The organism is Streptomyces sp. NPDC001056, from assembly GCF_053598955.1.
In genome coordinates this window covers 39,766-62,478 of record NZ_JBSFLI010000033.1, presented here as the reverse complement: position 1 = coordinate 62,478, position 22,713 = coordinate 39,766, and the positions used below count along the sequence as shown (strand labels likewise).

23 protein-coding genes are annotated in these 22,713 nt (G+C 71.9%); 5 read left to right on the top strand and 18 right to left on the bottom strand.

The genetic code is table 11. The features are described 5' to 3' along the window. Nucleotides 1-437: 437 nt before the first annotated feature. The 4 genes from ligA to ACWDD7_RS30240 are packed head-to-tail and all read right to left on the bottom strand — an operon-like array spanning nucleotide 438 to nucleotide 4,935. Complete coding sequence (gene ligA / locus ACWDD7_RS30255; protein WP_450459743.1) at nucleotides 438-2,636, bottom strand: NAD-dependent DNA ligase LigA; 2,199 nt, start codon at nucleotides 2,634-2,636, stop codon at nucleotides 438-440. Nucleotides 2,637-2,651: 15 nt separating this feature from the next. Next, nucleotides 2,652-3,659, bottom strand: coding sequence for a methionine synthase (locus tag ACWDD7_RS30250; RefSeq protein WP_450459742.1), 1,008 nt, complete (start codon nucleotides 3,657-3,659; stop codon nucleotides 2,652-2,654). A 30-nt stretch (nucleotides 3,660-3,689) separates the two neighbouring features. Further along, on the bottom strand, nucleotides 3,690-4,388 hold the full coding sequence (locus tag ACWDD7_RS30245; protein WP_351866743.1) for an SDR family oxidoreductase: 699 nt from the start codon (nucleotides 4,386-4,388) through the stop codon (nucleotides 3,690-3,692). A 7-nt stretch (nucleotides 4,389-4,395) separates the two neighbouring features. Beyond that, entirely contained in the window at nucleotides 4,396-4,935 is a 540-nt protein-coding gene (locus tag ACWDD7_RS30240; RefSeq protein WP_285560046.1) for an LOG family protein, read from the bottom strand. A 51-nt stretch (nucleotides 4,936-4,986) separates the two neighbouring features. On the opposite strand from ACWDD7_RS30240, the gene ACWDD7_RS30235 reads away from it, so the two are divergent. Together ACWDD7_RS30235 and ACWDD7_RS30230 are read left to right on the top strand one after the other, a co-directional pair. Next, nucleotides 4,987-5,310: a DUF427 domain-containing protein gene (locus ACWDD7_RS30235; RefSeq protein ID WP_351866747.1), complete on the top strand. Its 324-nt coding sequence runs from the start codon at nucleotides 4,987-4,989 to the stop codon at nucleotides 5,308-5,310. Between the two features lie 37 nt (nucleotides 5,311-5,347). Further along, entirely contained in the window at nucleotides 5,348-6,130 is a 783-nt protein-coding gene (locus ACWDD7_RS30230; RefSeq protein ID WP_450459741.1) for an alpha/beta fold hydrolase, read from the top strand. A 26-nt stretch (nucleotides 6,131-6,156) separates the two neighbouring features. On the opposite strand, the gene mnmA is transcribed toward ACWDD7_RS30230, so the two are convergent. The 4 genes from mnmA to ACWDD7_RS30210 all read right to left on the bottom strand — a co-directional run bounded on the left by mnmA (nucleotide 6,157) and on the right by ACWDD7_RS30210 (nucleotide 10,098). Next, nucleotides 6,157-7,278: a tRNA 2-thiouridine(34) synthase MnmA gene (mnmA, locus tag ACWDD7_RS30225; RefSeq protein ID WP_450459740.1), complete on the bottom strand. Its 1,122-nt coding sequence runs from the start codon at nucleotides 7,276-7,278 to the stop codon at nucleotides 6,157-6,159. 314 nt (nucleotides 7,279-7,592) lie between these two features. Continuing rightward, nucleotides 7,593-8,762, bottom strand: a complete 1,170-nt coding sequence (locus tag ACWDD7_RS30220; protein ID WP_450459739.1) for a cysteine desulfurase family protein — start codon at nucleotides 8,760-8,762, stop codon at nucleotides 7,593-7,595. A gap of 859 nt (nucleotides 8,763-9,621) precedes the next feature. After that, on the bottom strand, nucleotides 9,622-9,900 hold the full coding sequence (locus tag ACWDD7_RS30215) for a DUF4190 domain-containing protein (protein ID WP_351866758.1): 279 nt from the start codon (nucleotides 9,898-9,900) through the stop codon (nucleotides 9,622-9,624). 30 nt (nucleotides 9,901-9,930) lie between these two features. Then, entirely contained in the window at nucleotides 9,931-10,098 is a 168-nt protein-coding gene (locus ACWDD7_RS30210) for a hypothetical protein (RefSeq protein WP_351866761.1), read from the bottom strand. A 145-nt stretch (nucleotides 10,099-10,243) separates the two neighbouring features. Here ACWDD7_RS30210 and ACWDD7_RS30205 point away from each other — a divergent pair, with 145 nt between their 5' ends. After that, nucleotides 10,244-10,870 (top strand): TetR family transcriptional regulator, encoded by a 627-nt coding sequence (locus ACWDD7_RS30205; protein WP_351866764.1) that lies wholly within the window; start codon nucleotides 10,244-10,246, stop codon nucleotides 10,868-10,870. Between the two features lie 27 nt (nucleotides 10,871-10,897). Here ACWDD7_RS30205 and ACWDD7_RS30200 read toward each other — a convergent pair whose 3' ends face one another. From ACWDD7_RS30200 to ACWDD7_RS30180, 5 genes are all read right to left on the bottom strand, one after another. Further along, on the bottom strand, nucleotides 10,898-11,677 hold the full coding sequence (locus ACWDD7_RS30200) for an ABC transporter permease (protein WP_351866767.1): 780 nt from the start codon (nucleotides 11,675-11,677) through the stop codon (nucleotides 10,898-10,900). Beyond that, nucleotides 11,674-12,669 (bottom strand): ATP-binding cassette domain-containing protein, encoded by a 996-nt coding sequence (locus ACWDD7_RS30195; protein WP_392214441.1) that lies wholly within the window; start codon nucleotides 12,667-12,669, stop codon nucleotides 11,674-11,676. Before ACWDD7_RS30195 ends, ACWDD7_RS30200 begins: the two co-directional genes overlap by 4 nt. 82 nt (nucleotides 12,670-12,751) lie before the next feature. Next, nucleotides 12,752-13,591 (bottom strand): DUF4097 family beta strand repeat-containing protein, encoded by an 840-nt coding sequence (locus tag ACWDD7_RS30190; RefSeq protein ID WP_351866773.1) that lies wholly within the window; start codon nucleotides 13,589-13,591, stop codon nucleotides 12,752-12,754. An 82-nt stretch (nucleotides 13,592-13,673) separates the two neighbouring features. Then, nucleotides 13,674-14,183 (bottom strand): toxin-antitoxin system HicB family antitoxin, encoded by a 510-nt coding sequence (locus ACWDD7_RS30185; protein WP_351866775.1) that lies wholly within the window; start codon nucleotides 14,181-14,183, stop codon nucleotides 13,674-13,676. Between the two features lie 216 nt (nucleotides 14,184-14,399). After that, a complete protein-coding gene (locus ACWDD7_RS30180) occupies nucleotides 14,400-15,278 on the bottom strand; it encodes a LysR family transcriptional regulator (RefSeq protein ID WP_450459738.1) in 879 nt (292 codons plus the stop codon). Between the two features lie 98 nt (nucleotides 15,279-15,376). Here ACWDD7_RS30180 and ACWDD7_RS30175 point away from each other — a divergent pair, with 98 nt between their 5' ends. After that, on the top strand, nucleotides 15,377-15,742 hold the full coding sequence (locus ACWDD7_RS30175; protein WP_351866781.1) for a YybH family protein: 366 nt from the start codon (nucleotides 15,377-15,379) through the stop codon (nucleotides 15,740-15,742). Between the two features lie 24 nt (nucleotides 15,743-15,766). Here the strand turns inward: ACWDD7_RS30175 and ACWDD7_RS30170 are convergent, their stop codons facing one another. Beyond that, nucleotides 15,767-16,630, bottom strand: coding sequence for a thioesterase family protein (locus ACWDD7_RS30170; protein ID WP_450459737.1), 864 nt, complete (start codon nucleotides 16,628-16,630; stop codon nucleotides 15,767-15,769). Between the two features lie 153 nt (nucleotides 16,631-16,783). On the opposite strand from ACWDD7_RS30170, the gene ACWDD7_RS30165 reads away from it, so the two are divergent. Then, on the top strand, nucleotides 16,784-18,082 hold the full coding sequence (locus ACWDD7_RS30165; RefSeq protein ID WP_450459736.1) for an alpha/beta hydrolase: 1,299 nt from the start codon (nucleotides 16,784-16,786) through the stop codon (nucleotides 18,080-18,082). Here ACWDD7_RS30165 and ACWDD7_RS30160 read toward each other — a convergent pair. From ACWDD7_RS30160 to ACWDD7_RS30145, 4 genes are all read right to left on the bottom strand, one after another. Beyond that, nucleotides 17,991-18,650, bottom strand: coding sequence for a trimeric intracellular cation channel family protein (locus ACWDD7_RS30160; RefSeq protein ID WP_450459735.1), 660 nt, complete (start codon nucleotides 18,648-18,650; stop codon nucleotides 17,991-17,993). The two genes, ACWDD7_RS30165 and ACWDD7_RS30160, sit on opposite strands and share 92 nt — an antisense overlap. A 374-nt stretch (nucleotides 18,651-19,024) precedes the next feature. Continuing rightward, nucleotides 19,025-20,596: a dipeptide ABC transporter ATP-binding protein gene (locus ACWDD7_RS30155; RefSeq protein WP_450459734.1), complete on the bottom strand. Its 1,572-nt coding sequence runs from the start codon at nucleotides 20,594-20,596 to the stop codon at nucleotides 19,025-19,027. Next, nucleotides 20,593-21,678 (bottom strand): ABC transporter ATP-binding protein, encoded by a 1,086-nt coding sequence (locus tag ACWDD7_RS30150; protein ID WP_450459733.1) that lies wholly within the window; start codon nucleotides 21,676-21,678, stop codon nucleotides 20,593-20,595. Before ACWDD7_RS30150 ends, ACWDD7_RS30155 begins: the two co-directional genes overlap by 4 nt. Beyond that, complete coding sequence (locus ACWDD7_RS30145) at nucleotides 21,675-22,682, bottom strand: ABC transporter permease (protein WP_351866800.1); 1,008 nt, start codon at nucleotides 22,680-22,682, stop codon at nucleotides 21,675-21,677. Before ACWDD7_RS30145 ends, ACWDD7_RS30150 begins: the two co-directional genes overlap by 4 nt. Between the last annotated feature and the right edge of the window lie 31 nt (nucleotides 22,683-22,713).

The window sequence follows — 22,713 nt, the reverse complement described above, 5'->3', positions numbered from 1 at the left end:
TTCGATGGCGAGCGGTACGCGGGTGTGCGGCGGGGCAGCGGAGCCGGCCGCGGCCGCGCGGCCGCGCGGCCGGGTACGGCCGCCCTCGCGTACCGGCCTCAGGTTCTCCCGCCAGGCGAGCGCGCGGCGGCGCAGGCGCAGCCGTGAGTCCGGGGCGACGCTCTCGGTCGGTTCCATTCCCGTCCCTCTCACAGCCGGCGGTGCCCGCGCCACGCGGCCCGATGTCCGACACCATCGACGGCTTCGCGCTGAAGAAACCCCTGCCGCGCCCACGGCGGGCAGGGAAATGCCCCCGACCGCCGCCGGGCACGGCAGGTGCACTACTCAACACTAGGCCGCGCAGGGCTTCCACGGGCACCGGTCGTCGGCGGTTGCCCGAATGCGCCCGGGGCCACCCGTATGCAACTGGTATGCGCCGAACGGGTGGCCTTCAACCGCTACTCCTCGGTCGGAAGCGCGACTTCGGCCGCGGCGTCCGGACCCCGCTCCAACAGGACGCCGAATCCGTCCTCGTCGAGCACCGGAACCTTCAATTGCACGGCCTTGTCGTACTTCGATCCCGGGTTGTCGCCCACGACCACGAACGAGGTCTTCTTCGACACCGAGCCGGTCACCTTGGCGCCGCGGCTCTGCAACGCCTCCTTGGCGCCGTCCCGGGTGAAGTCCTCCAGCGTGCCGGTGACCACGACGGTGAGCCCCTCCAGCGGACGCGGACCCTCCGCCTCCCCGCTGACCTGGTCCTCCAGCGGGACCCCGGCGGCCTTCCACTTGCGGATGATCTCGCGGTGCCACTCCTCGGTGAACCACTCCTTGACCGCGGCGGCGATGATGGGGCCGACGCCGTCGACGGCCGCCAGCTCCTCCTCCGTGGCCTGTTCGATGCGGTCGACGGAGCGGAACTCGCGGGCGAGCGCCTGGGCGGCGACCGGGCCGACGTGCCGGATGGACAGTCCGTTCAGGAAACGGGCGAGCGGACGGGACTTGGCGGCCTCGATGTTCTCCAGCAGCGCGAGGGTGTTCTTCTTCGGCTCGCCCTTCTGGTTGGCGAAGACCGTGACGACCTTCTCCTCGCCGGTCTTGGGGTCGTGCTTGGGCAGACCGCTGTCCGGGTCGAGGACATAGGCCTTGATGGGCAGCAGCTTCTCCACCGTCAGGTCGAACAGGTCGCCCTCGTCCACCAGCGGCGGCTCGGCCGGCTCCAGGGGGCGGGTGAGCGCGGCGGCGGCCACCTCCCCGAAGTTCTCGATGTCCAGGCACGCGCGGCCCGCCAGGTAGGAGACGCGCTCGCGCAACTGGGCCGGGCACGTACGGGCGTTGGGGCAGCGGAGGTCGATGTCGCCCTCCTTCATGGGCCGCAGCGGGGTGCCGCACTCGGGGCACTCGCCGGGCATCACGAACTCCCGCTCGCTGCCGTCGCGCAGGTCGACCACCGGGCCGAGGATCTCCGGGATGACGTCGCCTGCCTTGCGGAGGACGACCGTGTCGCCGATCAGCACCCCCTTGGCCTTGACGACCTCCTGGTTGTGCAGGGTGGCGAACTCGACCTCGCTGCCCGCGACCGTGACCGGTTCGACCTGGGCGTACGGCGTGACGCGGCCGGTGCGGCCGACGCCCACCTTGATGTCGATGAGCTTGGTGTTGACCTCCTCCGGCGCGTACTTGTAGGCGATGGCCCAGCGGGGGGCGCGCGCGGTGGAGCCGAGGCGGCCCTGGAGGCGGATCTCGTCCAGCTTGATGACGGCGCCGTCGATCTCGTGTTCCACCGAGTGGCGGTTCTCGCCGTCGTAGTGCGCGATGAACCGCCGTACGCCGTCGAGGTCGTCGACCACCCGGTTGTGCGGGGAGGTGGGCAGGCCCCAGGTCCTGAGGAGGTCGTACGCCTGCGAGAGGCGGGTCATGCCGCTGAAGCCCTCCAGGGCGCCGATGCCGTGCACCACCATGTGCAGGGGGCGGGTGGCGGTGACGCGGGGGTCCTTCTGGCGCAGCGAACCGGCGGCGGCGTTGCGGGGGTTGGCGAAGGGCTTGTCGCCGGCCGCGACCAGGCGTTCGTTCAGTTCGAGGAACTTCTCCATCGGGAAGTACACCTCGCCGCGGATCTCCACCAGGTCGGGGACCTTGTCACCGTGCAGCCGGTCGGGGATGTCGGTGATCGTCCGGACGTTGGGCGTGATGTCCTCGCCGGTGCGGCCGTCACCGCGGGTCGCGGCGCGGGTCAGGCGGCCGTGCTCGTACGTGAGGTTGACGGCGAGGCCGTCGACCTTCAGCTCGCACAGGAAGTGGTACTCCTGGTCGCCGAGTTCGCGGGCGACGCGGTCGGCCCAGGCGGCCAGTTCGTCGTCGTTGAAGGTGTTGTCGAGGGAGAGCATGCGCCGGCGGTGCTCGACCGCGGTGAACTCCGTCTCGTACGACCCCGCCACCTTCTGGGTGGGCGAGTCGGGGGTCCGCAGCTCGGGATACCGCTCCTCCAGGGCCTCCAGGGACTTCAGGAGCTGGTCGAACTCCGCGTCGCTGATGACCGGAGCGTCCTTCACGTAGTACCGGAAGCGGTGCTCCTCGACCTGCTCCGCCAGCTGCGCGTGCCTGTCGCGGGCCTCGGCGGGCACCGCCGTGGTCTCCGCCTGCTTGTCGCCGGCCACCGTGTTGTCCTCCCGTTACTCTGGGTTGTCCGCGAGGGATCTCGCCGCCCGGACGCAGTGCGCGAGCGCCTGGCGCGCGTAGGCGGGGGAAGCGCCCGCGAGGCCGCACGCCGGGGTGAGGGTGACCGCCTCGGCGAGCAGGCCCGGGTTCAGCCCCAGCCTGCGCCACAACGTCCTGACACCCATGACGCTACCGGCAGGGTCTGACAACGGGCCGTCCGTGCCCGGCACGACACCCGTGAACAGGCGGGTACCGGCCTCGACGGCCTCGCCGATCGCGTCGTCGTCACGCTCGGTGAGGAGCGCGAAGTCGAAGGACACGGCGGCGACGCCCGCCCTGCGCAGCAGGGCGAAGGGGACGTCGGGGGCGCAGGAGTGGACGGCGACCGGGCCGTTCCCGTGGGCCCCGACGACCTCGCGCAGGGTGTGTTCCACGAGCTGGCGGTCCACGGCGCGGTGGGTGCGGTAGCCGCTGGCGGTACGGACCTGACCGCGCAGTACGGCGGTCAGGGACGGCTCGTCGAGCTGGAGCACGATCCGGGCGCCGGGAACACGGCGCCGGACCTCGGCGAGGTGGAGCCGCAGCCCCTCGGCGAGGGAGGCGGCCAGGTCGCGGCAGGCCCCGGGGTCGGAGAGGACGGCCTCGCCGTTCCTCAGCTCCAGGGCGGCGGCGAGCGTCCACGGCCCGACCGCCTGCACCTTCAGGTCTCCCTCGTACCCCTGGGTGAACTCCTCCAGGGCGTCCAGGTCCTCCCCCAGCCAGGCCCGCGCCCGCCGGGTGTCCCTTCCCGGCCGGTCCCCGATCCGCCACCCGCTGGGCTCCACGCGCGCGTACAGCTCGACCAGCATCCCGGCGGTGCGGCCGATCATGTCGGCGCCGGGCCCCCGGGCGGGCAGCTCGGGCAGGTACGGGAAGTCCTCGAAGGACCCGGTGACGGTCTTGGCGGCCTCCCGGGCGTCGCCACCGGGCATGGACCCGATCCCGGTGGCCCCGGCGAACCTGAACACGCTGTTTTCGCTCACCAGGGAAGCCTACGGAACCCGTAGGCCCGGTCAGCGGCCCGGTCGGACCGTCAGGTCGTTGACCTCCGCGTCCCGCGGCAGATCCAGCGCCATCAGGATGGTCGTGGCCACCGACTCGGGATCGATCCACCGGGACTCGTCGTACTCCTTGCCCTCCTGCTGGTGCACCTTGGCCTGCATCGGGCTGGCGGTGCGCCCGGGGTAGACGGAGGTGACGCGGAGGCCGGCGGCGTGTTCCTCCTGGCGGAGGGCGTCGGCGAGGGCCTTGAGGCCGTGCTTGGAGGCGGCGTAGGCGGCCCAGCCCGCGTGGGCGGAAAGGCCGGCGCCGGAGTTGACGAAGAGCACGTGGCCGCGGGCGACGCGCAGTTGGGGCAGCAGCAGGCGGGTCAGCTCGGCGGGGGCGACGAGGTTGACGGAGAGCTGGTGGTGCCAGGACTTCGGCGTCAGGTCGCCGACCTCGCCGAGGTCCACCACGCCCGCGATGTGCAGCAGGGAGTCCACCCGTTCCGGCAGCGTCTGGTGGGAGAACGCCCAGGAGAGCCGGTCCGGTTCCGCGAGGTCGCCCACCAGGGTGCGCGCCCCCGGGAACTCCGCGGCCAGTTCCTTCGCCCGGCCCGCGTCCCGCGCGTGCAGGACGAGTTCGTCGCCGCGTGCGTGCAGCCGGCGGGCGACGGCCGCGCCGATGCCGGAACCGGCCCCGGTGATCACATGTGTAGCCATACCCGCCATGCTCGCATCAGCGGATGCCCGCCTGCTCCTCCAGGTAGGCCAGCGCCCCGACCGGCTCCTCCGCGAAGAACACCAGCTCGGCCAGGGGGCGGGGCAGGAAGCCCTCCTCCTCCATGCGGCGGAACTGCTCGCGCAGGCCGTCGTAGAAACCGGCCGTGTTCAGCAGCACCACCGGCTTCTGCGTGCGGCCGTGCTTCTTCAGCTCCAGGATCTCCGTCGCCTCGTCCAGCGTGCCGGTGCCGCCCACCATGATCACCACGGCGTCGGCCTTCGCCAGCAGCAGCTTCTTGCGCTCGGCGAGGTCGGAGGCGATCACCATCTCGTCGGCGGCGGGCCGCGTCTTGTTGGCCAGGAACTCCACGGACACGCCGACCAGCCGGCCGCCCGCCTCCTCCACCCCGTCGGCGACGACCTTCATCAGACCGACGTTGGAGCCGCCCCAGACCAGGGTGTGGCCACCCTTGCCGAGCAGTTTCGCGAACTCGCGGGCGGGGCGGGTGTACCGCTCGTCGAGGTCGGCGGCGGAGAGGAAGACGCAGATGTTCATGACACCTACCGTACGCGGGAAGAACCGCTCGCCCGACGGTGCTGTCCAGGTATGGCCGAAGGACACACCATCACCATCGAAGCCGGCGAGCGGCACGTGCGCGTGGTGCACGGCGACCAGGTGCTCGCGGAGACCGACCGCCCCCTGCTGCTGCGTGAGACGGGCTGCCCGGTGCGGTACTACATCCCGGCCGAGGACGTACGCCTCGACCTGCTGACCCCCTCGGAGACCCACACGGTCTGCCCGTTCAAGGGCACGGCGTCCTACTGGTCGCTGCCCGGCGCGCCCGATCTCGCCTGGGCGTACCCGGAGCCGAAACCGGACGTCGCGCCGATCAAGGACCACCTCTGCTTCTACGACGTCGACGTGTCGTGACCGGTGAGTCCGCCGTCGTGCGGCAGTCTGCACGGACATGGACAAGAAGACGACTTCCCGCGACGGCACCCCCCTCGTCTACTCGGTGACCGGCCGGGGGCCCGTGGTGATCCTGGTGAGCGGCGCGATGTCCACCGGCGGCACCCTGGCCCCCCTGGCCGAGCGGCTCGCGGACCACTGCACGGCCGTCGTCTACGACCGCCGGGGCCGCGGCAGGAGCGGCGACACGGCGCCGTACGCGGTGAAGCGCGAGGTCGAGGACCTGGCCGCGCTGCTGGACGCGGTCGGCGGCGACGCCGCGCTGTTCGGCGTCTCCTCGGGCGGCGCGCTGGCCCTGGAGGCGTCGGCGAGCGGGCTGCCGTTCACCCGTACGGCGGTGTACGAGGTCCCGTACGCGGATCACCTGCCGGGCGGCGCCGAGCGCGAGGCCGCGTACAAGCGGGACCTCGGGCGGGCGCTCGGGGAGGGCAGGCGCGGGGACGCGGTCGAGCTGTTCCTGCGGCTCACCGGGCTCGGCGAGGAGATGATCCAGCGTGCCCGCCAGTCCCCCATGTGGCCCGGCATGGAGGCCGTCGCACCGAGCCTCGCGTACGACGACGCCGTGATGGGCGACGGACTGCTCCCCCGCGCCCGGCTGGCGTCCGTCGCCGTGCCCCTGCTGGTGGTCGCGGGCGGCGCGAGCCCCGAGTGGATGCGGCAGGCCGGCCGGGACATCGCGGACGCGGCACCCCGGGGCGAGTACCGGGTCCTGGAGGGGCAGACCCACATGGTGGAGCCCGAGGTGCTCGGCCCGGTGCTGGCCGGGTTCTTCGCGGGGTAGCCGGGTTCTTCGCGGGTCGGGCGGGCCTACGCCGCCGTCGTCGCCCGCGTGGTGGAGGCGATCGTGGCGGAGCCGACGACGCGCGTGCCGTCGTACAGGACGATCGCCTGGCCGGGGGCGACGCCGCGGACCGGTTCGGTGAAGGTGACGCGCAGTTCGCCGTCGACGGGCTCCGCGGTCACCTCGGTCTCGCCGCCGTGGGCGCGCAGCTGGGCGGTGTAGCTGCCCGGGGCGGTGGGGGCGGTGCCGCACCAGCGGGGCTTGATCGCGGTGAGGGCGGTGACGTCCAGGGCGGCGGCCGGGCCGACGGTGACGGTGTTGGTGACCGGGGAGATGTCGAGGACGTAGCGCGGCTTGCCGTCGGGGGCCGGGGTGCCGATGCGCAGGCCCTTGCGCTGGCCGATCGTGAAGCCGTACGCCCCCTCGTGCGTGCCGAGACGGGCGCCGGACTCGTCCACGATGTCGCCCTCGGCCTTGCCGAGCCGCTGGGCGAGGAAGCCCTGGGTGTCGCCGTCGGCGATGAAGCAGATGTCGTGCGAGTCGGGCTTCTTGGCCACCGCGAGGCCGCGGCGCTCGGCCTCGGCACGGATCTCCTCCTTGGTGGTGACCGTGTCGCCGAGCGGGAACATCGCGTGCGCGAGCTGCCTCTCGTCCAGGACGCCGAGGACGTACGACTGGTCCTTGGCCATGTCGGAGGCGCGGTGCAGTTCGCGGGAGCCGTCCGGTCCGACGAGCACCTTGGCGTAGTGGCCGGTGCAGACGGCGTCGAAGCCGAGGGCGAGCGCCTTGTCCAGGAGCGCGGCGAACTTGATCTTCTCGTTGCAGCGCAGGCAGGGGTTGGGGGTGCGGCCGGCCTCGTACTCGGCGATGAAGTCCTCGACGACGTCCTCGCGGAAGCGGTCGGCGAGGTCCCAGACGTAGAAGGGGATGCCGATGACGTCGGCGGCGCGGCGGGCGTCGCGGGAGTCCTCGATGGTGCAACAGCCCCGCGCGCCGGTACGGAAGGACTGGGGGTTCGCGGAGAGCGCGAGATGGACGCCGGTGACGTCATGGCCCGCTTCCGCGGCGCGCGCGGCGGCGACGGCGGAGTCGACCCCGCCGGACATGGCGGCGAGGACGCGGAGGGGGCGCTGCGGAGTCTCAGTCATAACGCTTCCAGAGTACGGGGCGGCGGGAACCGGGCGGCGGTCACCGGACCCCGGAAAAATCATGGATCAGGCCCTTTATGTCTGGTATGGGTGGGTCTATTCTTTAAGTAGACCTACGGGACGAGTGAGGGAGTTCAAGCGGAGTAGCCGACTTCAGCGTGAGACCGCGAGGGATCCGCTGGTGCCGACGTCGACGCTCGGGCTGAGAGGCTGGAAGGTCGCGAGACCGGAAGGCGACCCCCAGATACCTGATCCGGACAATGCCGGCGAAGGGAACCCGCCTCGTAGGTCGCTTCATGCGCTCTCGACGGGGGTCAGGTGAGACCGGCCGCGCGGGCGCGTTCCACCGCCGGGCCGATGGCCTTGGCGACCGCGTCCACGTCCGCCTGGGTGGAGGTGTGGCCGAGGGAGAAGCGCAGGGTGCCGCGCGCCAGGTCCGGGTCCACGCCGATGGCGAGCAGGACGTGGCTGGGCTGGGCGACACCCGCCGTGCAGGCGGAGCCGGTGGAACACTCGATGCCCTGGGCGTCCAGCAGGAGCAGCAGGGAGTCGCCCTCGCAGCCGGGGAAGGTGAAGTGCGCGTTGGCGGGCAGCCGGCCGCCGGGCGCGGGGTCGCCGCCGAGCACGGCGTCCGGTACGGCGGCGCGCACGGCGTCGGTCAACTGGTCGCGCAGGGCGCCCACTTCCCGCGCGAACCGTTCGCGCTGCCGGGTGGCCGTGCGGCCGGCGACGGCGAAGGAGGCGATGGCGGGGACGTCGAGGGTGCCGGAGCGCACGTGCCGCTCCTGGCCGCCTCCGTGCAGGACCGGTACGGGGGTGTACTCGCGGCCCAGCAGCAGGGCGCCGATGCCGTAGGGGCCGCCGATCTTGTGGGCGGAGACGGTCATCGCGGCGAGGCCGGAGGCACCGAAGTCGACGGGGACCTGACCGACGGCCTGGACGGCGTCGGCGTGCAGGGGAATACCGAACTCGGCGGCGACGTCGGCGAGTTCACGGATCGGCATGATCGTGCCGATCTCGTTGTTGGCCCACATCACGGTGGCCAGCGCGACGTCCTCGGGATTGCGGGCGATGGCCTCGCGCAGGGTGTCCGGGTGGACGCGGCCGTGGGCGTCGACGGGCAGGTACTCGACGGTGGCGCCCTCGTGCTCGCCGAGCCAGTGCACGGCGTCGAGGACGGCGTGGTGCTCGACGGGGCTGGACAGGACGCGGGTACGGGCGGGGTCGGCGGCGCGGCGGGACCAGTACAGGCCCTTCACGGCGAGGTTGTCGGCCTCGGTGCCGCCGGAGGTGAACACGACCTCGCTGGGGCGCGCGCCGAGCGCTTCCGCGAGGGTCTCGCGGGATTCCTCGACCGTACGACGGGCCTGGCGGCCGGAGGCGTGCAGGGAGGAGGCGTTGCCCGTAACGCCCAACTGTGCGGTCAGAGCCTCTGCCGCCTCCGGGAGCATGGGGGTGGTCGCGGCGTGGTCGAGGTAAGCCATGGTGGGGAGAGTCTACTTTGGCCGGGTGGCGCACCGGGGTCCCAGGCTCGGCGGCGAGGCGCCCGGCACTCCCCGCCGCGCCCGCCCTCCGCTCGCGCGGCGGCCCGTCGCCCTGCGGAACGTCCGCCCACAGCGGGCGAGCGGCTCCGCGCGACCGGTCACCGGGGGACCGCACCGACCGCCGGCGGCGGAATCGGGGCCACCTCTCGTTGCGGCGGCCGGCGGCTGCCCCGCGGCAGGAGAGACCGGCCACAGGGAGCCACCCACGGCAGGGGAGGACCGTGCCCCGAGGCGGGCGCCGCCGGCCCCCCGTCTCGAAAGCGCACGGCCCACTCGCAGCCGCAGCAGGAGGCCCTTCCCCGAAGAGGATCGGCAGCCGGTCTCGGCGGACCGGCCCAGGTCGACGACTGCGGCAGGAGCGGAAGCCCGCCCCCGAAGGGAATCCACGGCCGCTCGCCACGGAAACGCCGCCGAGATCGACAGCCGCTCACGCGGGAGCCTGCGGCTGCCACGCGGGCAGGAGCGGAGAGGCCGGCCGCGGCGATCTCCGGGAGCCGTCCACGGCAGGGAAGGACCTCACCCCGAAGCGGGCGCCGTCCGCTGACCGCGGCGGAAGCGCACGGCCCGCTCACGGTGGGAAACAGGAAGCCGCTCGCCGAAGGGGATCGGCGGTCGGTCGCGGGGGCATGTCGACCGCTGCGGACCGCGGGAGCGCGGCCGCGGTCGGTGGCCGGTCGCGTTGCTCGTGGCGGGGACGCGGCCCGAGGCGGCAAGGAGCCGGGGGCGCTGGGGGCAGGGGCGGTGCGGCCGGGTCGCGGAGGTGCGGGTGCCGCGGGGCAAGGCCGGTGAACAGCCGGTGTCACAGGCTCCAGGACACCGTGTTCGAGATCTGCATCGCGATCAGCAGGACCGCGAGGTCGGCGACGCCCAGGGTGAGGCCCAGGTAGGCCCGGCCCCGGCGGGACGTGCCGCGCCACAGGGAGACCGCGGCGAGGGCGATGGCGATCGGGCCGAGGAAGAGGTTGAGGACGAGGAGGCCGAGGAGGCCGAGGATGAAGGACGCGACGGCCATGCCGTCGGCGTCGCGGTTGCGGGCGGGGGCCGCGGGACGACCCGTGGCCGGTGCGGTGAGTTGCATGGTGCTCGACTCCTGATGGTCGGTGGGCGGTCAGCTGGCCGAGGTGCGCCGGCGGCGGCCGAGCCGCTCGCGGACGGCGAAGACGCCGAGCCAGACGACGATGACGGCGGCCAGTGCGCCGGTGACGGTCAGCGGTGCGTGGGCGACGGTGCCCAGCACCACACCGAGCAGCATGAGTGCGGCGACGAGGAACAGCATGGGATCAGATCCCCCTCCGAGATGCCTCGCGTTCCAGGCTCTGTGAAGTTTCGGTGAACAGTTGTAGTAACACTTGTTCACTGACTTCGAGTCTAGCGCGTCCGACGGCTTTCCAATTCCAGAGAACAGTTGTTAACTGGATGACATGAGTCACACCCTCGGCATCCGGCAGGCCCAGAAGCGGAAGACCCGGCAGGCGTTCCTCGACGCCGCGCTCGCGCTGCTGGAGGAGCAGAGCCTGAGCAGCCTGGGCCTCCGCGAGGTCACCCGGGCCGTCGGCGTCGCCCCCACCGCCTTCTACCGGCACTTCCGCTCGATCCCCGACCTCGGTGTCGCCCTGGTCGACGAGGCCCTCGGCAGCCTGCACCCGATGGTGCGCGAGACGGTGTCCACGACCGGCGACAGCGAGGAACGCATCTCGCGCGCCGTGGAGTTGATCGCCCACTACGTCGCCGCGCACCCCTCGCACGTCCGCTTCATCGCCCGCGAGCGGCACGGCGGGGTGCAGCCGGTGCGCGAGGCCATCGGCGACCAACTGGCCCGGTTCGCCCTGGAGGTGAAGGCCGAGCTGGCCAAGGACCCCGAGGCGGCGGGCTGGAGCGACGACGACGTCCTGATGCTCGCGCGCCTGTACGTCGACCAGATGCTGATCAGCGCCTCCCTGTTCCTGGAGGCGCTGGAGGGTTCCGCGGAGGAGCGGGACCGGGTGACCCGGCTGGCCACCCGGCAGTTGCGGCTCATCACCATCGGCCGGGACCACTGGCTGGACTGAACTCCCGTACGGCCCGGCCCGCTTGGCTCAGCGCTTGGTGCCGCTGTTGAACTGCGACCTCGACCAGAGGTAGCCGACCAGGGCGATACCCGCGCACCAGGCCAGCGAGATCCACCCGTCGTTGCCGATCTCCGTGCCGCAGAGCAGTCCGCGCAGCGTCTCGGTCATCGGCGTGAACGGCTGGTTCTCGGCGAACCAGCGCAGCCCCGGCGACATCGACCCGGCCGGCACGAACGCCGAGCCGAGGAACGGCAGGAACTGGATCAGCAGCGGCTTGTTGCTCGCCGACTCGACCGTCTTGGAGATCAGGCCGAGCGCCACCGACAGCCAGGTCACCGCGAACGCGATGGCCGCGAGCAGACCGGCCGCGGCGAGCCACTGGAGCGGGCCCGCCCCCGAGCGGAAGCCGATGGCGAGGGCGACGCCCACGACCAGCACGGAGCAGAGCATCGTCTGGACGACGCTGCCGAGGACGTGCCCCGTCATGAACGACGACCGCGTGATGTTCATGGTGCGGAAGCGGTTGATGATGCCCTCGGTCATGTCGTTGCAGACCGCGATCGAGGTCGACATGGAACCGGCGGCCACCCCCATGATGACGATCCCGGGGGTGAGGTAGCCGAGGTACGCGTCCCGGCCGCCCATGCCCGCGCCGATCGAGCCCCCGAAGGCGTACACGAACAGCAGCATCATCAGGATCGGCATCATGGCCGCGCCGAGTCCCACGGACGGGTAGCGGATCGCGTGCTTGAGGTTGCGCCGCAGCATCGTCCTCGAATCCTGCACGGCGTGGGCGAGCGTGCTCATCGGGTCTCCTTGAGGTGAAGCGGGGTGCTGCCGGAGGCGGTGCCCTCGCCGGTCAGGGCGAGGAAGACGTCGTCGAGGTCGGGGGTGTGCACGGAGAAGTCGGCGGCCCGGATGCCCGCCGCGTCGAGCCGGTCGAGCAGGGCGCGCAGCGCGTCCAGCCCGGCGTCGCCCGCCACCCGCAGCGCGAGGTTGTCGTCGTCCCGGGCGGCCCCGGGGAAGGCGGCGGCCGCGCGCTCGTAGTCGGCGGACTCGGTGAACCGCAGCCGTACATGACTGCCGGGGATGCGCGCCTTCAGCTCGTCGGCGGTGCCCTCGGCCACGATCCGGCCGCCGTCGAGCACGGCGATCCGGTCGGCCAACTGGTCGGCCTCCTCCAGGTACTGGGTGGTGAGGAAGACCGTCGTACCGCCCGCGACCAGCGCCCGCACCATGTCCCACATGGTGCGCCGGCTGCGCGGGTCGAGCCCGGTCGTCGGCTCGTCCAGGAAGATCACCTCGGGGTCGCCGACGAGTGTCATGGCGAGGTCGAGCCGGCGCCGCATGCCGCCGGAGAAGGTCGCGGCCCGCTGGTGGGCGACGTCCGCGATGCCGAAGGTTTCGAGCAGTTCCTTCGCGCGGGCGCGCCCTTCGCGCTTGCCGAGGCGGAGCAGGTCGGCCATGAGGAGCAGGTTCTCCTCGGCGGTGAGCAGGTCGTCGAGCGCGGCGAACTGCCCCGTGACACCGATCGCGGCGCGCACCCCGTCCGGCGAGGTGGCGACGTCGTGGCCCGCGACCTGGGCCCGCCCGCCGTCGGCGGCGACGAGCGTGGACAGGATCTGCACGGTGGTGGTCTTGCCGGCCCCGTTGGGTCCGAGCAGCGCGAACACGGTTCCGGCCGGGATGTGCAGATCGATGCCGTCGAGGACGGTCTTGTCGCCGTACGACTTGCGCAGATCGACGGCGGAGACGGCGGCGGGTGACTGCGCACCACCGTGACGCCTTGGTGTGGGCATGACAGAAGAAGGCATGGTGCCCCCCGTTCGAAGGCTGGAGTGGAGTGAGGAGTGAGCGAGTCGGCGGAGCCGGTACGACGGCTCAGTGCCGGGCGCGGCGCACGTCGATGCTGCCGTAGCGGGTACGGGCGCGGACCTTGACGATGTCCTCGGTCCGCTCGGGGGCCTCGGCGGCGGTGAGCGTGTTGCGCACGTGCCCGCGCTCGGAGCTGGCGTCGAGCCAGGCTGCGGTGCCCTCGCGGACACCGATCTCGATGGCGCCGTAGGAGGTCTCCAACTGGACCTCGCCGCGCGCGACTTCGGCGACCCGCAGGGCGCCGTGGGCGGTGGTCGCGACGACGTCGCCCTCGGCGCGCTCGATGTCGATGTCGCCGTTGGCGCCGCTCACCCGCAGATCACCCGTCACGACGCCGACGCCCGTGCTGCCGTGCGAGTTCTTCAGGGTGGCGGGGCCGTGGACGGTGCCGACGCGCAGGCTGCCGGAGCTGGTGGTGATCTCGGCCCCGCCCTCGGCCCGGTCGACGGTGATCGAGCCGTGGGAGACGGTCAGCCTCAGCGGCCCGGCCTCGTCGAGGCGGACGTCGCCGACCGAGGTCTTCACGCGGGCCTCGCCGAGGCCGCCCTCGCCGAACACCTGGACCCAGGAGCCGTTCACGTCGATGCGCGAGCCCGTCGGCAGTTCGACCGTCACCTCGACGGCGCCGGTGGGTCCGATGAAGGTGCGCTCCTTCGTCCGGACGGTCAGGACGCCGCCCGCGTAGGCGACCTCGGTCTGCTCGGCGGCCCGCACGTCCCGGCCGCGCTTGCCGCCGGGGCTCACCTCCACGGCGGTGTCGAGGCGGTCGCTCGCGATGAACCGGATGGAACCGGCGCCCACATGGGCGGTGACGGAGATCGGTTCGGGAGTGTCGAAAACAGGCATGGCTGTGCCGTCCTCATGAGTCCTCGGGACGTCCCCGCAGCTGGGACGCGGTGTGAGTGAAGTGGTCGGGCGTGGGGCGCGGCTAGCGCACCCAGCCCGTGAAGCTCTGTCCGATGGTCTGGACCTTCTCCGCCGGGCGCGGCCGGGCGCCGCCCTCGACCGCCGCCGCCACGGCTCGCACGAGCCAGGCGTTGACCGAGAGCCCCTCCCGGCTCGCGGCCTCCTCGGCCCGCGCCTTGAGCTGCGCCGGCAGCCGCAGATTGACCCGGGCGGTACCCCCCTCGTCGGTGTCGACGGGCACCTGCGGCACCGCGACCGGCTCCGGGGCCGCCGCCACGGGCGCCCCGGCGTCCGGCAGCGACACCACGAAGTCCGGGTCCAGCCCCCGCAGCCGCACATCGACCGAGCCCGGCGCCAGTTCGCGCGTGATCTCGTCCATCGCCGCGGACAGCACGTTGAGCATCGTCAGCCGAGCCGCCGACTCCAGCGGAGCCGTCAGCCTCTCGGCCAACTCCCGGGCTTCGTCTCCACCGGCCTCGGCGGCCACCGAGAGTTCGCGCCGGAGGTTGTCGACATAGGGGGTGAGGTCCATGACGCCATAATGACACCACAATGGCGCCACGCGCAAGGCGAAAGGCACCGCAGGACACCGCGCCTCCCCGAGAACACCTCTGAGCTGGGAGAACGAGGACGCCACCCGGAGTCACGGTGACACCGAGCGCGCTCGACAGTCCTCACGATGCGCCAAAGTGGCACCCGATGGCACCTGGTGGCACCTGGCGGCACCACGTGATGCCATCCGAGGGGCCTATCCGGCGAACGCCCGCCGACCGTGCGCCACCAGCTCACGCACCGCGGGGCCGGACGCCCCCCTCCACACCAGCGCGAGCACCGCGGGCGTCCTGGCGTCCTCGATCAGGCGCGCGGTGAGCCGTTCGGCGTGGCGGGCCGCCATGGACTCGCTCAGGACGGCGACGGCGAGGCCGCGGGCGGCGAGGTCGGCGATGGCGTCGGCGGCGGTGGCCTGAAGGGTGACCACGGGGTGGAGACCCCGCGCGGCGCAGTCCCGGTCGAACACCGCGCGCAGGCCGGTGCCGGGCGGCATGCAGACGATCGGGTGGGCGAGCAGGTCGGACAGACGGACCCGGGGCAGTCCGGCCAGGGGGTGGCCGGGCGGGACGGCGGCGACGAGCCGCTCGCTGACGAGGGTCAGTGCGTCCAGGCCCTCCGGGGCGGTGGCCGCGGCGCCGACGAGCGCCAGGTCGACGGTGCCGGCGCGCACCCCCTCGGCCAAACGGTCGGAGTCGTCCTCCACGAGCGAGATCTCCACGCCGGGATGCGCCCGGTGGAACGCGGCGAGGGCGTCGAACAGCGGGGCCACGGTGCAACCGACGGCCATTCCCACGGTGAGCCGGCCCCGGATCAGATCGGTCACCTCGCCGACCGCCTGACCGACCGCCCCCGCGGCGGCGAGCGCGGCACGGGCGTGTTCGAGCGCGGCCTCGCCCGCGACCGTGAGGGTGACGGTGCGCGCCGAGCGGTCGAACAGGTCGGCCCCCAGCTCCCGCTCCAGTTGGCGGATCTGGGCGCTGACGCCGGACTGGCTGATGTGCACCCGCTCGGCGGCCCGGGTGAAGTTCCGCTCCTCGGCGACCGCGACGAAGTACTCCAGCTGCCTCAGCTCCATGAGCGGGGATTCTAGTTCTCAGAAGTTCCATCTGTTGGACTTCTGACCGGGGTGCGGCCAGGCTGGAACGCGTCGACGTCGGACGTCAGGAGGAAGCCGTGCCGGAGTACGAGAAGGCCATGCGCCCCGAGGACATCACCCGCTTGTTCGTCGAGCGGTCCAACGCGGGGGACGCGGCCGGGGTCGCCGCGCTCTACGAGGAGGACGCGGTGCTGGCCTACCCGCCGGGCGAGCGGACCGTGGGGCGGGAGGCGATCCGGGCGCTGTGGGAGAAGGTGCTGGCGGGGCGTCCCCGTTTCGAGCCGGAGCCGCCGCTGCCGACGCTGGTCAGCGGCGACATCGCGCTCACCGCGACCCCGCCGAGGGACGGGACCGGTGCCCGCGCCCAGGTCGCCCGGCGCCAGCCCGACGGAAGCTGGCTGCGCCTGCTCGACCAGCCCGAGTTCGTCGCGCCCGCCCGTTGAACCCGGCCCGCAGGCGGGCCCGGCTCAGGCCAGCCTGACCCGCGCCAGCTGCCGGGACTGGGCCACCAGCCGGTCCTCGCTGTCCCAGACCTCCGCGTCCTCCTCCAGGAAGCCGCCCGCGAGGTTACGGGTGGTGATGGAGACACGCAGCGGGCCGGGTGCGGGGCGGTGGCGGACATGGGCGGTCAGTTCGACGGTGGGGACCCAGCCCTTGAGACCCATCTCGAAGGCGGTGGGAGGCAGGGCGTCCACGGCCAGCAGGAGGGAGAGGGGGTCGGCGTCGCGGCCGTCGGCGAGGCCGAACCAGGCGCGCATCTCGCCCTTGCCGGAGGGCCTGCCGAGCGCCCAGCCGAGGGTCGAGGGATCCAGCCCGAGCATCAGGCGCTCGGCGATCGCGGAGGTGCCCTTGAGCGGGTCGGGTCCGTCCGCCGGACCGAAGCACTCCTCCAGCGGCGGGATCGCCGGGGGCGCCGCGGTCGTACGGACGTCGTCGGGCAGCGAGGCGAGGTCGCCGTAGGAGGCGAGGACCCGGATGCGTTCGACCTCGTTGCCCTCGTCGTCGTACTGGAAGAGGGACGCCTGACCGGTGGAGAGGGTGCGGCCGGTACGCACGGTCTCCGTGCGGATCACGGCCTTGCCGGGGCGCGACGCGGTCAGGTAGTGCGCGGATATGCTGAAGGGGTCCGGGTGCGGGAGGGCGTCGCCGAGGGCCCGGCCGAGCACGGCCAGCAGATAGCCGCCGTTGACGGCGCCGAGGATGGTCCAGCCGGCCGACAGGTCGATGTCGTAGACGCCGGGCGAGCGGCGGACGACGGCGGTGTCACGGTCGAACTCGCTGTCACCGATCACGGCCCGCGACGGGGCGGGCGCGGAAGCTGCTTCTGCCATGACCGAACGGTACAACAGGCAATTACTAAGCGGTAGCTTTCCCGGGGTCATCGCCGCGCACGCGGCCTCCTCACAGGTGAGGCTTCGGCAATTTCTCGGTAAGTGTCAGGACACGTCCGTAACCTCGGACCCCCGTTTTCCCTCTATCGGGACATGAGCCTCACCGGGACTCCGTTCCTCTACACGACCGTCGTGCTGGCCGTGGTCGCACTCATACTGCCGCTTCTCCTGTGGTCGAAGATGCGCGGCCCCAAGCACCTGCGCACCGCGGCCCGGGTACTGATGCTGCTGTTCGCCCAGGGTACGGCCGTCACGCTGGTCTTCGTGCTGGTGAACAACCAGAACAACCTGTACGACAACTGGGCCGACCTCTTCGGCACCGGCAACCACGTCCAGCAGGCCGCCGACCTCGGCCGCGACGGCACCGGCGGCATAGCGGTCAAGCGCCTGCCCAAGGTCAGGCAGACCTTCACCCAGGCCACGGGGCCCGGCATGCACGCCGCCGGCGGGGTCCGCGTCACCCAGCTCAAGGGCCGGGTCTCGGGCGTCAACGCCGAGGTCTACGTCTGGCTGCCGCCGCAGTACGGCGAGCCGGCCTACCGGCACAAGAAGTTCCCGGTGGTCGAGGTCCTGCCCGGTTACCCCGGCTCGGCGCGGGCCTGGTTCGGCTCGATGAAGGCCCATGAGCAGCTGCTGCCGCTGATGGAGAGCGGCCAGGTGGCCCCCTTCATCATGGTCGCCCCGCGCACCAACCTGCTGGCCGGCGTGGACACCGGCTGTGCCAACATCCCGGGGCAGGTCAACGCGGACACCTGGCTCAGCATCGACGTACCCAAGATGGTCACGGACAACTTCCGCGCCCAGCCGGCCCCGCAGGGCTGGGCCATCGCCGGGTACTCGGCCGGCGCCCAGTGCGCGGTCAAGCTGGCCGTGGCGCACCCGGACCGGTACCGGGCCGCGGTGAGCATGTCGGGCTACAACGACCCGATCGGCGAGCGCAACTCCCTCGCCGCCCAGAACCCCGCCCTGCGCGCCGAGAACAACCCGTACCTGCTGCTGAAGAAGGCCGCGGTGCCGCCGCCCGTCGCGCTCTACGTCTCCGGCGAGTCCGGCGACGGCTACGAGGCGGGCATGGCGCTGGAGTCCGTCGCCAAGGCGCCGACCACCGTGCACGTGGTCTTCCTGCCGCGCAGCGCGGGCGGTCACACGATGGCGCTGTGGCGGCCCCAGGTGCCCGCGGTGTTCCGCTGGCTCACCCTCCAGATGGGCCAGAACCACGCCAAGGGCCGGGACCACTCGGTCACCGGGACCCCCGGGACCGGCATCGGAACCCCCGCGGGAACGGCCGGCGCCGCCGGTACTACTCCTCGGTCACCGTCGACCGGCGGTTCCACGCGCGCGGAGCTCGCCAGTGGTACCGCATCGCGAGCAGGCGCAGCACAAAAGCGGTGACGGCCGCGAACCCACTGGTGAGGGGGGTCAGCGCGTCGTAGCGGATGCACAGCACCACCATGCCCGCGCCGACCATCGCCGGGACCGCGTACAGGTCGCGGTCCCAGCGCAGCAGCGAGGGCACCTCGTTGGCGAGCACGTCGCGCAGCACACCGCCGCCGACCGCGGTGGCGAGGCCGAGCGTCGCCGAGGCGGTCAGGCCGAGGCCGTAGCCGTACGCCTTCGTCGTGCCGCTGACGCAGAACAGGCCGAGGCCGGCCGCGTCGAAGACCAGCACCGCCGTCTGGATCCGCTCCACGTGCGGGTGCAGGAAGAAGACGACGAGCGTGGCGAGCAGCGGCGTGAGGAAGTACCCGAGGTCCGTGAAGGCCGCCGGGGGCACGGCCCCGATCACCACGTCGCGGAAGAGTCCCCCGCCCAGCGCGGTGACCTCGGCGAGCACGGCGATGCCGAACACGTCGAAGTTCTTCCGGACGGCCAGCAGCGCGCCGGAGATCGCGAAGACGAAGATGCCGATCACGTCGAGCGTGTGCTGGACGGAGGGGCTGAAGAACTGTTGGAGCTGCACCCTGACATTCTCACCTGTCCAGCGGGCTGAACCTTACAAAGCCAGGCTCACAGGGCGGGTTTACCTGTGGTGAACAGCCAGGTGCCGGCGGGGTGGTCGACGGGGCCGGTGAGGGGCTGGGTACGCCGCCGTGGGTGACCCGCAGGGTGAAGCGCCGGTTCCCGGTCGGCGGGCGGCGCGGGGGGACGGTGACCTCGTCGCCGTCACGACTGAACCGCGCCTCCGCTCCGTTGCGGCGATCGGGAGGAAGGAGGCCGCGGCGGCGGCCGGGCCCCGCACATGCCGAACGGGAGAGTGCCATGAGTCGTCCCTTTCGGACGACTCCGCACTCTCCCGTTCAGGCATACACATGCCCTTGCTCGGCCGTTTCCCGGCTACTTGCCCTTCGGCTTCCGGGCCTTGGGGGTCTCGTCGGCCTCGGACTCGGGCTCCGGCTCGGACTCCGGCTCCGGCTCCGGTGCGGCTTCGGGCTCCGGGTCGGAGTCGGTGGCGGCCTCCGGCTCGGACTCCTCCGCGGAGGCGGCCTCGGGCTCGGACTCCTCCGCGGAGGCGGCCTCCGGCTCCGATCCGGCCTCGGCCTCGACCTCGGAGTCAGTGGCGTCCTCGGCCTCGGACGTGGCCTCGGGAGCGTCCTCCGCCGCCTCCGGCTTCGACTCCGCCGGGGCCTCGGACTCGACCTCGGACTCGACCTCGACCTCGGACTCGACCTCAGACTTGGCCCCGGAATCGGACTTGGCCTCGGACTCCGCCGCGGCCGGGGTCTCGGCCTCGGACTCGGCCTCGGCCTCGGATTCCGCCGCGCCCTCCGGACGCCCGGAGATCAGCGCGTCCGGCACCAGCTCCGACGCCTCCTTCGCCGCCGACAGCAGGACCGTGTCCTGCGGGGCCTGGTCGGCGAAGTTCTCCGGGTGGTGGCAGGCGACCCGCTGGCCCGGCTTCAGCTCCAGCAGCTGCGGCTCGGTCGTCCGGCAGATCTCCGTCGCCTTCCAGCACCGGGTGTGGAAGCGGCAGCCCGACGGCGGGGCGATCGGCGAGGGCACGTCGCCGCGCAGCAGGATGCGCTCGCTCTTCTGGCCCCGGCGCTTGGTGTCCGGCACCGGCACCGCCGACATCAGCGCCTTGGTGTACGGGTGCATCGGCGCCTCGTACAGCGCGTTGCGATCGGCCAGTTCGACCATCTTGCCGAGGTACATCACCGCGATCCGGTCCGAGACGTGCCGGACGACGGAGAGGTCGTGCGCGATGATGACGTAGGTCAGGCCCAGCTCCTGCTGGAGGTCGTCCATGAGGTTGACGACCTGCGCCTGGATCGACACGTCCAGCGCGGACACCGGCTCGTCGGCCACGACCAGCTTCGGCTTCAGGGCGAGCGCGCGGGCGATACCGATGCGCTGGCGCTGGCCGCCGGAGAACTCGTGCGGGTAGCGGTTGTAGTGCTCGGGGCTCAGACCGACCAGTTCGAGCAGCCGCTGGACCTCCTTCTTCACCCCGCCCTCGGGCTCGACGCCCTGGAGCCGGAAGGGCGCCGAGACGATCGAGCCGATGGTGTGACGGGGGTTCAGGGAGCCGTACGGGTCCTGGAAGATCATCTGGATGTCGCGGCGCATCGGGCGCATGTCCCCGACGGACAGCCGCGTGATGTCCCGGCCCTCGAAGGTGATCTTGCCGCCGGTCGGGTCCTGGAGGCGGGTGATGACCCGGCCCATGGTCGACTTGCCGCAGCCCGACTCGCCGACGACGCCCAGGGTCTCGCCCTTGCGCACCTCGAAGTCGATGCCGTCGACGGCCTTCACCGCGCCGACCTGGCGGCGCAGGATGCCCTTCTTGATCGGGAAGTGCTTGGTCAGGTTCTCGACCTTGAGCAGCACCTCTCGCTCGTCCGGAGCCGACGCCTGCTCGGGGACCTCGGCCTTCGCGGCGGGGTCCGTCTTCTTCGTCTCACTCACAGCTTCGGCGCAATCTCTTCGGTCCAGATCCGCTCACGGTCCTCGGCCGACAGGTGGCAGGCGGACCAGTGTCCGGCGCCGACCAGCTCCAGCTCGGGGCGCACCGTGCGGCTGACGTTCTCCGCGGGGATGTCCGCGTACGGGCAGCGCGGGTGGAAGGCACAGCCCGAGGGGATGTTGATGAGGCTCGGCGGCTGGCCCTTGACCGGGATGAGCCGCTCGGAGGTCTCGCGGTCGATGCGGGGCATCGAGCCGAGCAGGCCCCAGGTGTAGGGGTGCTGGGGCTTCTCGAAGACCTCGGCGGCCGGACCGCGCTCCACGCAGCGGCCGCCGTACATCACGAGGACGTCGTCGGCGATCTCGGCGACCACGCCGAGGTCGTGCGTGATCATGATGACCGCGGAGCCGAACTCCTTCTGCAGATCGCGGATCAGGTCGAGGATCTGCGCCTGGACGGTCACGTCAAGGGCGGTGGTCGGCTCGTCCGCGATGAGCAGCTCGGGGTTGTTCACCAGGGCCATGGCGATCATGGCGCGCTGGCGCATACCGCCGGAGAACTCGTGCGGGTAGCCGTCGACGCGCTTGGCCGGCTCGGGGATGCCGACGCGGTCGAGCATCTCGATGGCGCGCTTGCGGGCTTCCTTCTTGCTGACCTTGTGGTGCACCCGGTAGGCCTCGACGATCTGGTCGCCGACCTTGTAGTAGGGGTGCATCGCGGACAGCGGGTCCTGGAAGATCATCGCCATCTCGCGGCCGCGGAGCTTGCGCACCTCGTCCGGGGAGGCGCCGACCAGTTCCTTGCCGTTCAGCCAGATCTCGCCGGCCATCCGCACGTTCTTGCCGCGCGCGCCGAGGCGGTGCAGGCCCATGACGGCGAGCGAGGTGACCGACTTGCCGGAGCCGGACTCGCCGACGATGGCGAGGGTCTTGCCCTTCTCCACCGAGAAGGAGAGCCCGTCGACGGACTTGACGATGCCGTCGTCGGTCGGGAAGTGCACCTTGAGGTCGCGGACCTCCAGGAAGGCCGAGGGCGCCTTGGCGGTGGCGGTCTCGCCCGTGGCGGTCTTGGAGAGTTCGGTCACGAGAGCCTCACCCGCGGGTCGGCGGCGGCGTAGAGCACGTCCACCAGGAGATTTGCGATGACGACGAAGATGGCGGCGAGCAGGGTCACGCCGAGGATCTTCGGCAGGTCGTTGTCGGAGATGCCCTGCACCGCGTACTGGCCGACGCCGGGCAGCGAGAACACGGACTCGGTGATCACCGCACCGCCGAGCAGCAGGCCGAGGTCCATGCCGAAGACGGTGATGATCGGAGTGAGGGCGGCCCGCAGGCCGTGCCGGACGACGACCGTGCGTTCGGGCAGGCCCTTCGAGCGGGCCGTGCGGATGAAGTCCTCGTTCATCGTCTCCAGCATGCCCGAGCGGGTGAGCCGGGCGTAGATCGCGGAGTACAGCAGGGCGAGCGAACACCACGCCGGGATGAGGGTGTTGGCCCACTGCGCGGGGTTCTCGGTGAACGGGACGTAGGTGCGGCCGAAGATCGGCCACTTGTAGGTGAAGAGCAGGATCGCCAGGTTGCCCGTGAAGAACATGGGCAGCGAGACGCCGGCGAGGGCGACGCCCATGAAGGTGCGGTCGAACAGCGAGCGCGGCTTGAGCGCGGAGACGACACCGACGGCGACACCGGAGAGCAGCCAGAGCACGGCGGCACCCGCGGCCAGCGAGAGGGTGATCGGAATGCGCGAGGTGAGCTGCGGCCAGACCGCGACGTGATCCTTGAAGGAGTAGCCGAAGCAGGGAACGTCGCAGTGCACCGTCTTGGGGCCGAGATTGTAGTCGGCACCGACCACGATCCCCTTGATGAAGTGCCAGTACTGGACATAGACGGGCTGGTCCAGACCGAGGTTGTGCTTGACCGCGACGATGTCCGCCTTGGACGGGCTCTTTCCGATGTACTGCTGCGCCAGTTGATCCGCTGTCTGGCCCACGAGCCGTGGCAGCAGGAAGAAGATGGCGAAGGTGACCGCGGTGACGACCAGCAGCAGGATCACTGCCGCGAACGTCCGGCGGAGGATGTACGAGATCACGGGGACCGGCGCTGGTGCCCGCGGGCCGCGA

Coding starts and splice junctions, on each gene's coding strand:
- ACWDD7_RS30245 (WP_351866743.1), bottom strand. CDS start 4,388: ATGGCGGGTATGGCTACACATGTGATCACCGGGGCCGGTTCCGGCATC.
- ACWDD7_RS30240 (WP_285560046.1), bottom strand. CDS start 4,935: ATGAACATCTGCGTCTTCCTCTCCGCCGCCGACCTCGACGAGCGGTAC.
- ACWDD7_RS30235 (WP_351866747.1), top strand. CDS start 4,987: ATGGCCGAAGGACACACCATCACCATCGAAGCCGGCGAGCGGCACGTG.
- ACWDD7_RS30230 (WP_450459741.1), top strand. CDS start 5,348: ATGGACAAGAAGACGACTTCCCGCGACGGCACCCCCCTCGTCTACTCG.
- mnmA (WP_450459740.1), bottom strand. CDS start 7,278: ATGACTGAGACTCCGCAGCGCCCCCTCCGCGTCCTCGCCGCCATGTCC.
- ACWDD7_RS30220 (WP_450459739.1), bottom strand. CDS start 8,762: ATGGCTTACCTCGACCACGCCGCGACCACCCCCATGCTCCCGGAGGCG.
- ACWDD7_RS30215 (WP_351866758.1), bottom strand. CDS start 9,900: ATGCAACTCACCGCACCGGCCACGGGTCGTCCCGCGGCCCCCGCCCGC.
- ACWDD7_RS30210 (WP_351866761.1), bottom strand. CDS start 10,098: ATGCTGTTCCTCGTCGCCGCACTCATGCTGCTCGGTGTGGTGCTGGGC.
- ACWDD7_RS30205 (WP_351866764.1), top strand. CDS start 10,244: ATGAGTCACACCCTCGGCATCCGGCAGGCCCAGAAGCGGAAGACCCGG.
- ACWDD7_RS30200 (WP_351866767.1), bottom strand. CDS start 11,677: ATGAGCACGCTCGCCCACGCCGTGCAGGATTCGAGGACGATGCTGCGG.
- ACWDD7_RS30195 (WP_392214441.1), bottom strand. CDS start 12,669: ATGCCCACACCAAGGCGTCACGGTGGTGCGCAGTCACCCGCCGCCGTC.
- ACWDD7_RS30190 (WP_351866773.1), bottom strand. CDS start 13,591: ATGCCTGTTTTCGACACTCCCGAACCGATCTCCGTCACCGCCCATGTG.
- ACWDD7_RS30185 (WP_351866775.1), bottom strand. CDS start 14,183: ATGGACCTCACCCCCTATGTCGACAACCTCCGGCGCGAACTCTCGGTG.
- ACWDD7_RS30180 (WP_450459738.1), bottom strand. CDS start 15,278: ATGGAGCTGAGGCAGCTGGAGTACTTCGTCGCGGTCGCCGAGGAGCGG.
- ACWDD7_RS30170 (WP_450459737.1), bottom strand. CDS start 16,630: ATGGCAGAAGCAGCTTCCGCGCCCGCCCCGTCGCGGGCCGTGATCGGT.
- ACWDD7_RS30165 (WP_450459736.1), top strand. CDS start 16,784: ATGAGCCTCACCGGGACTCCGTTCCTCTACACGACCGTCGTGCTGGCC.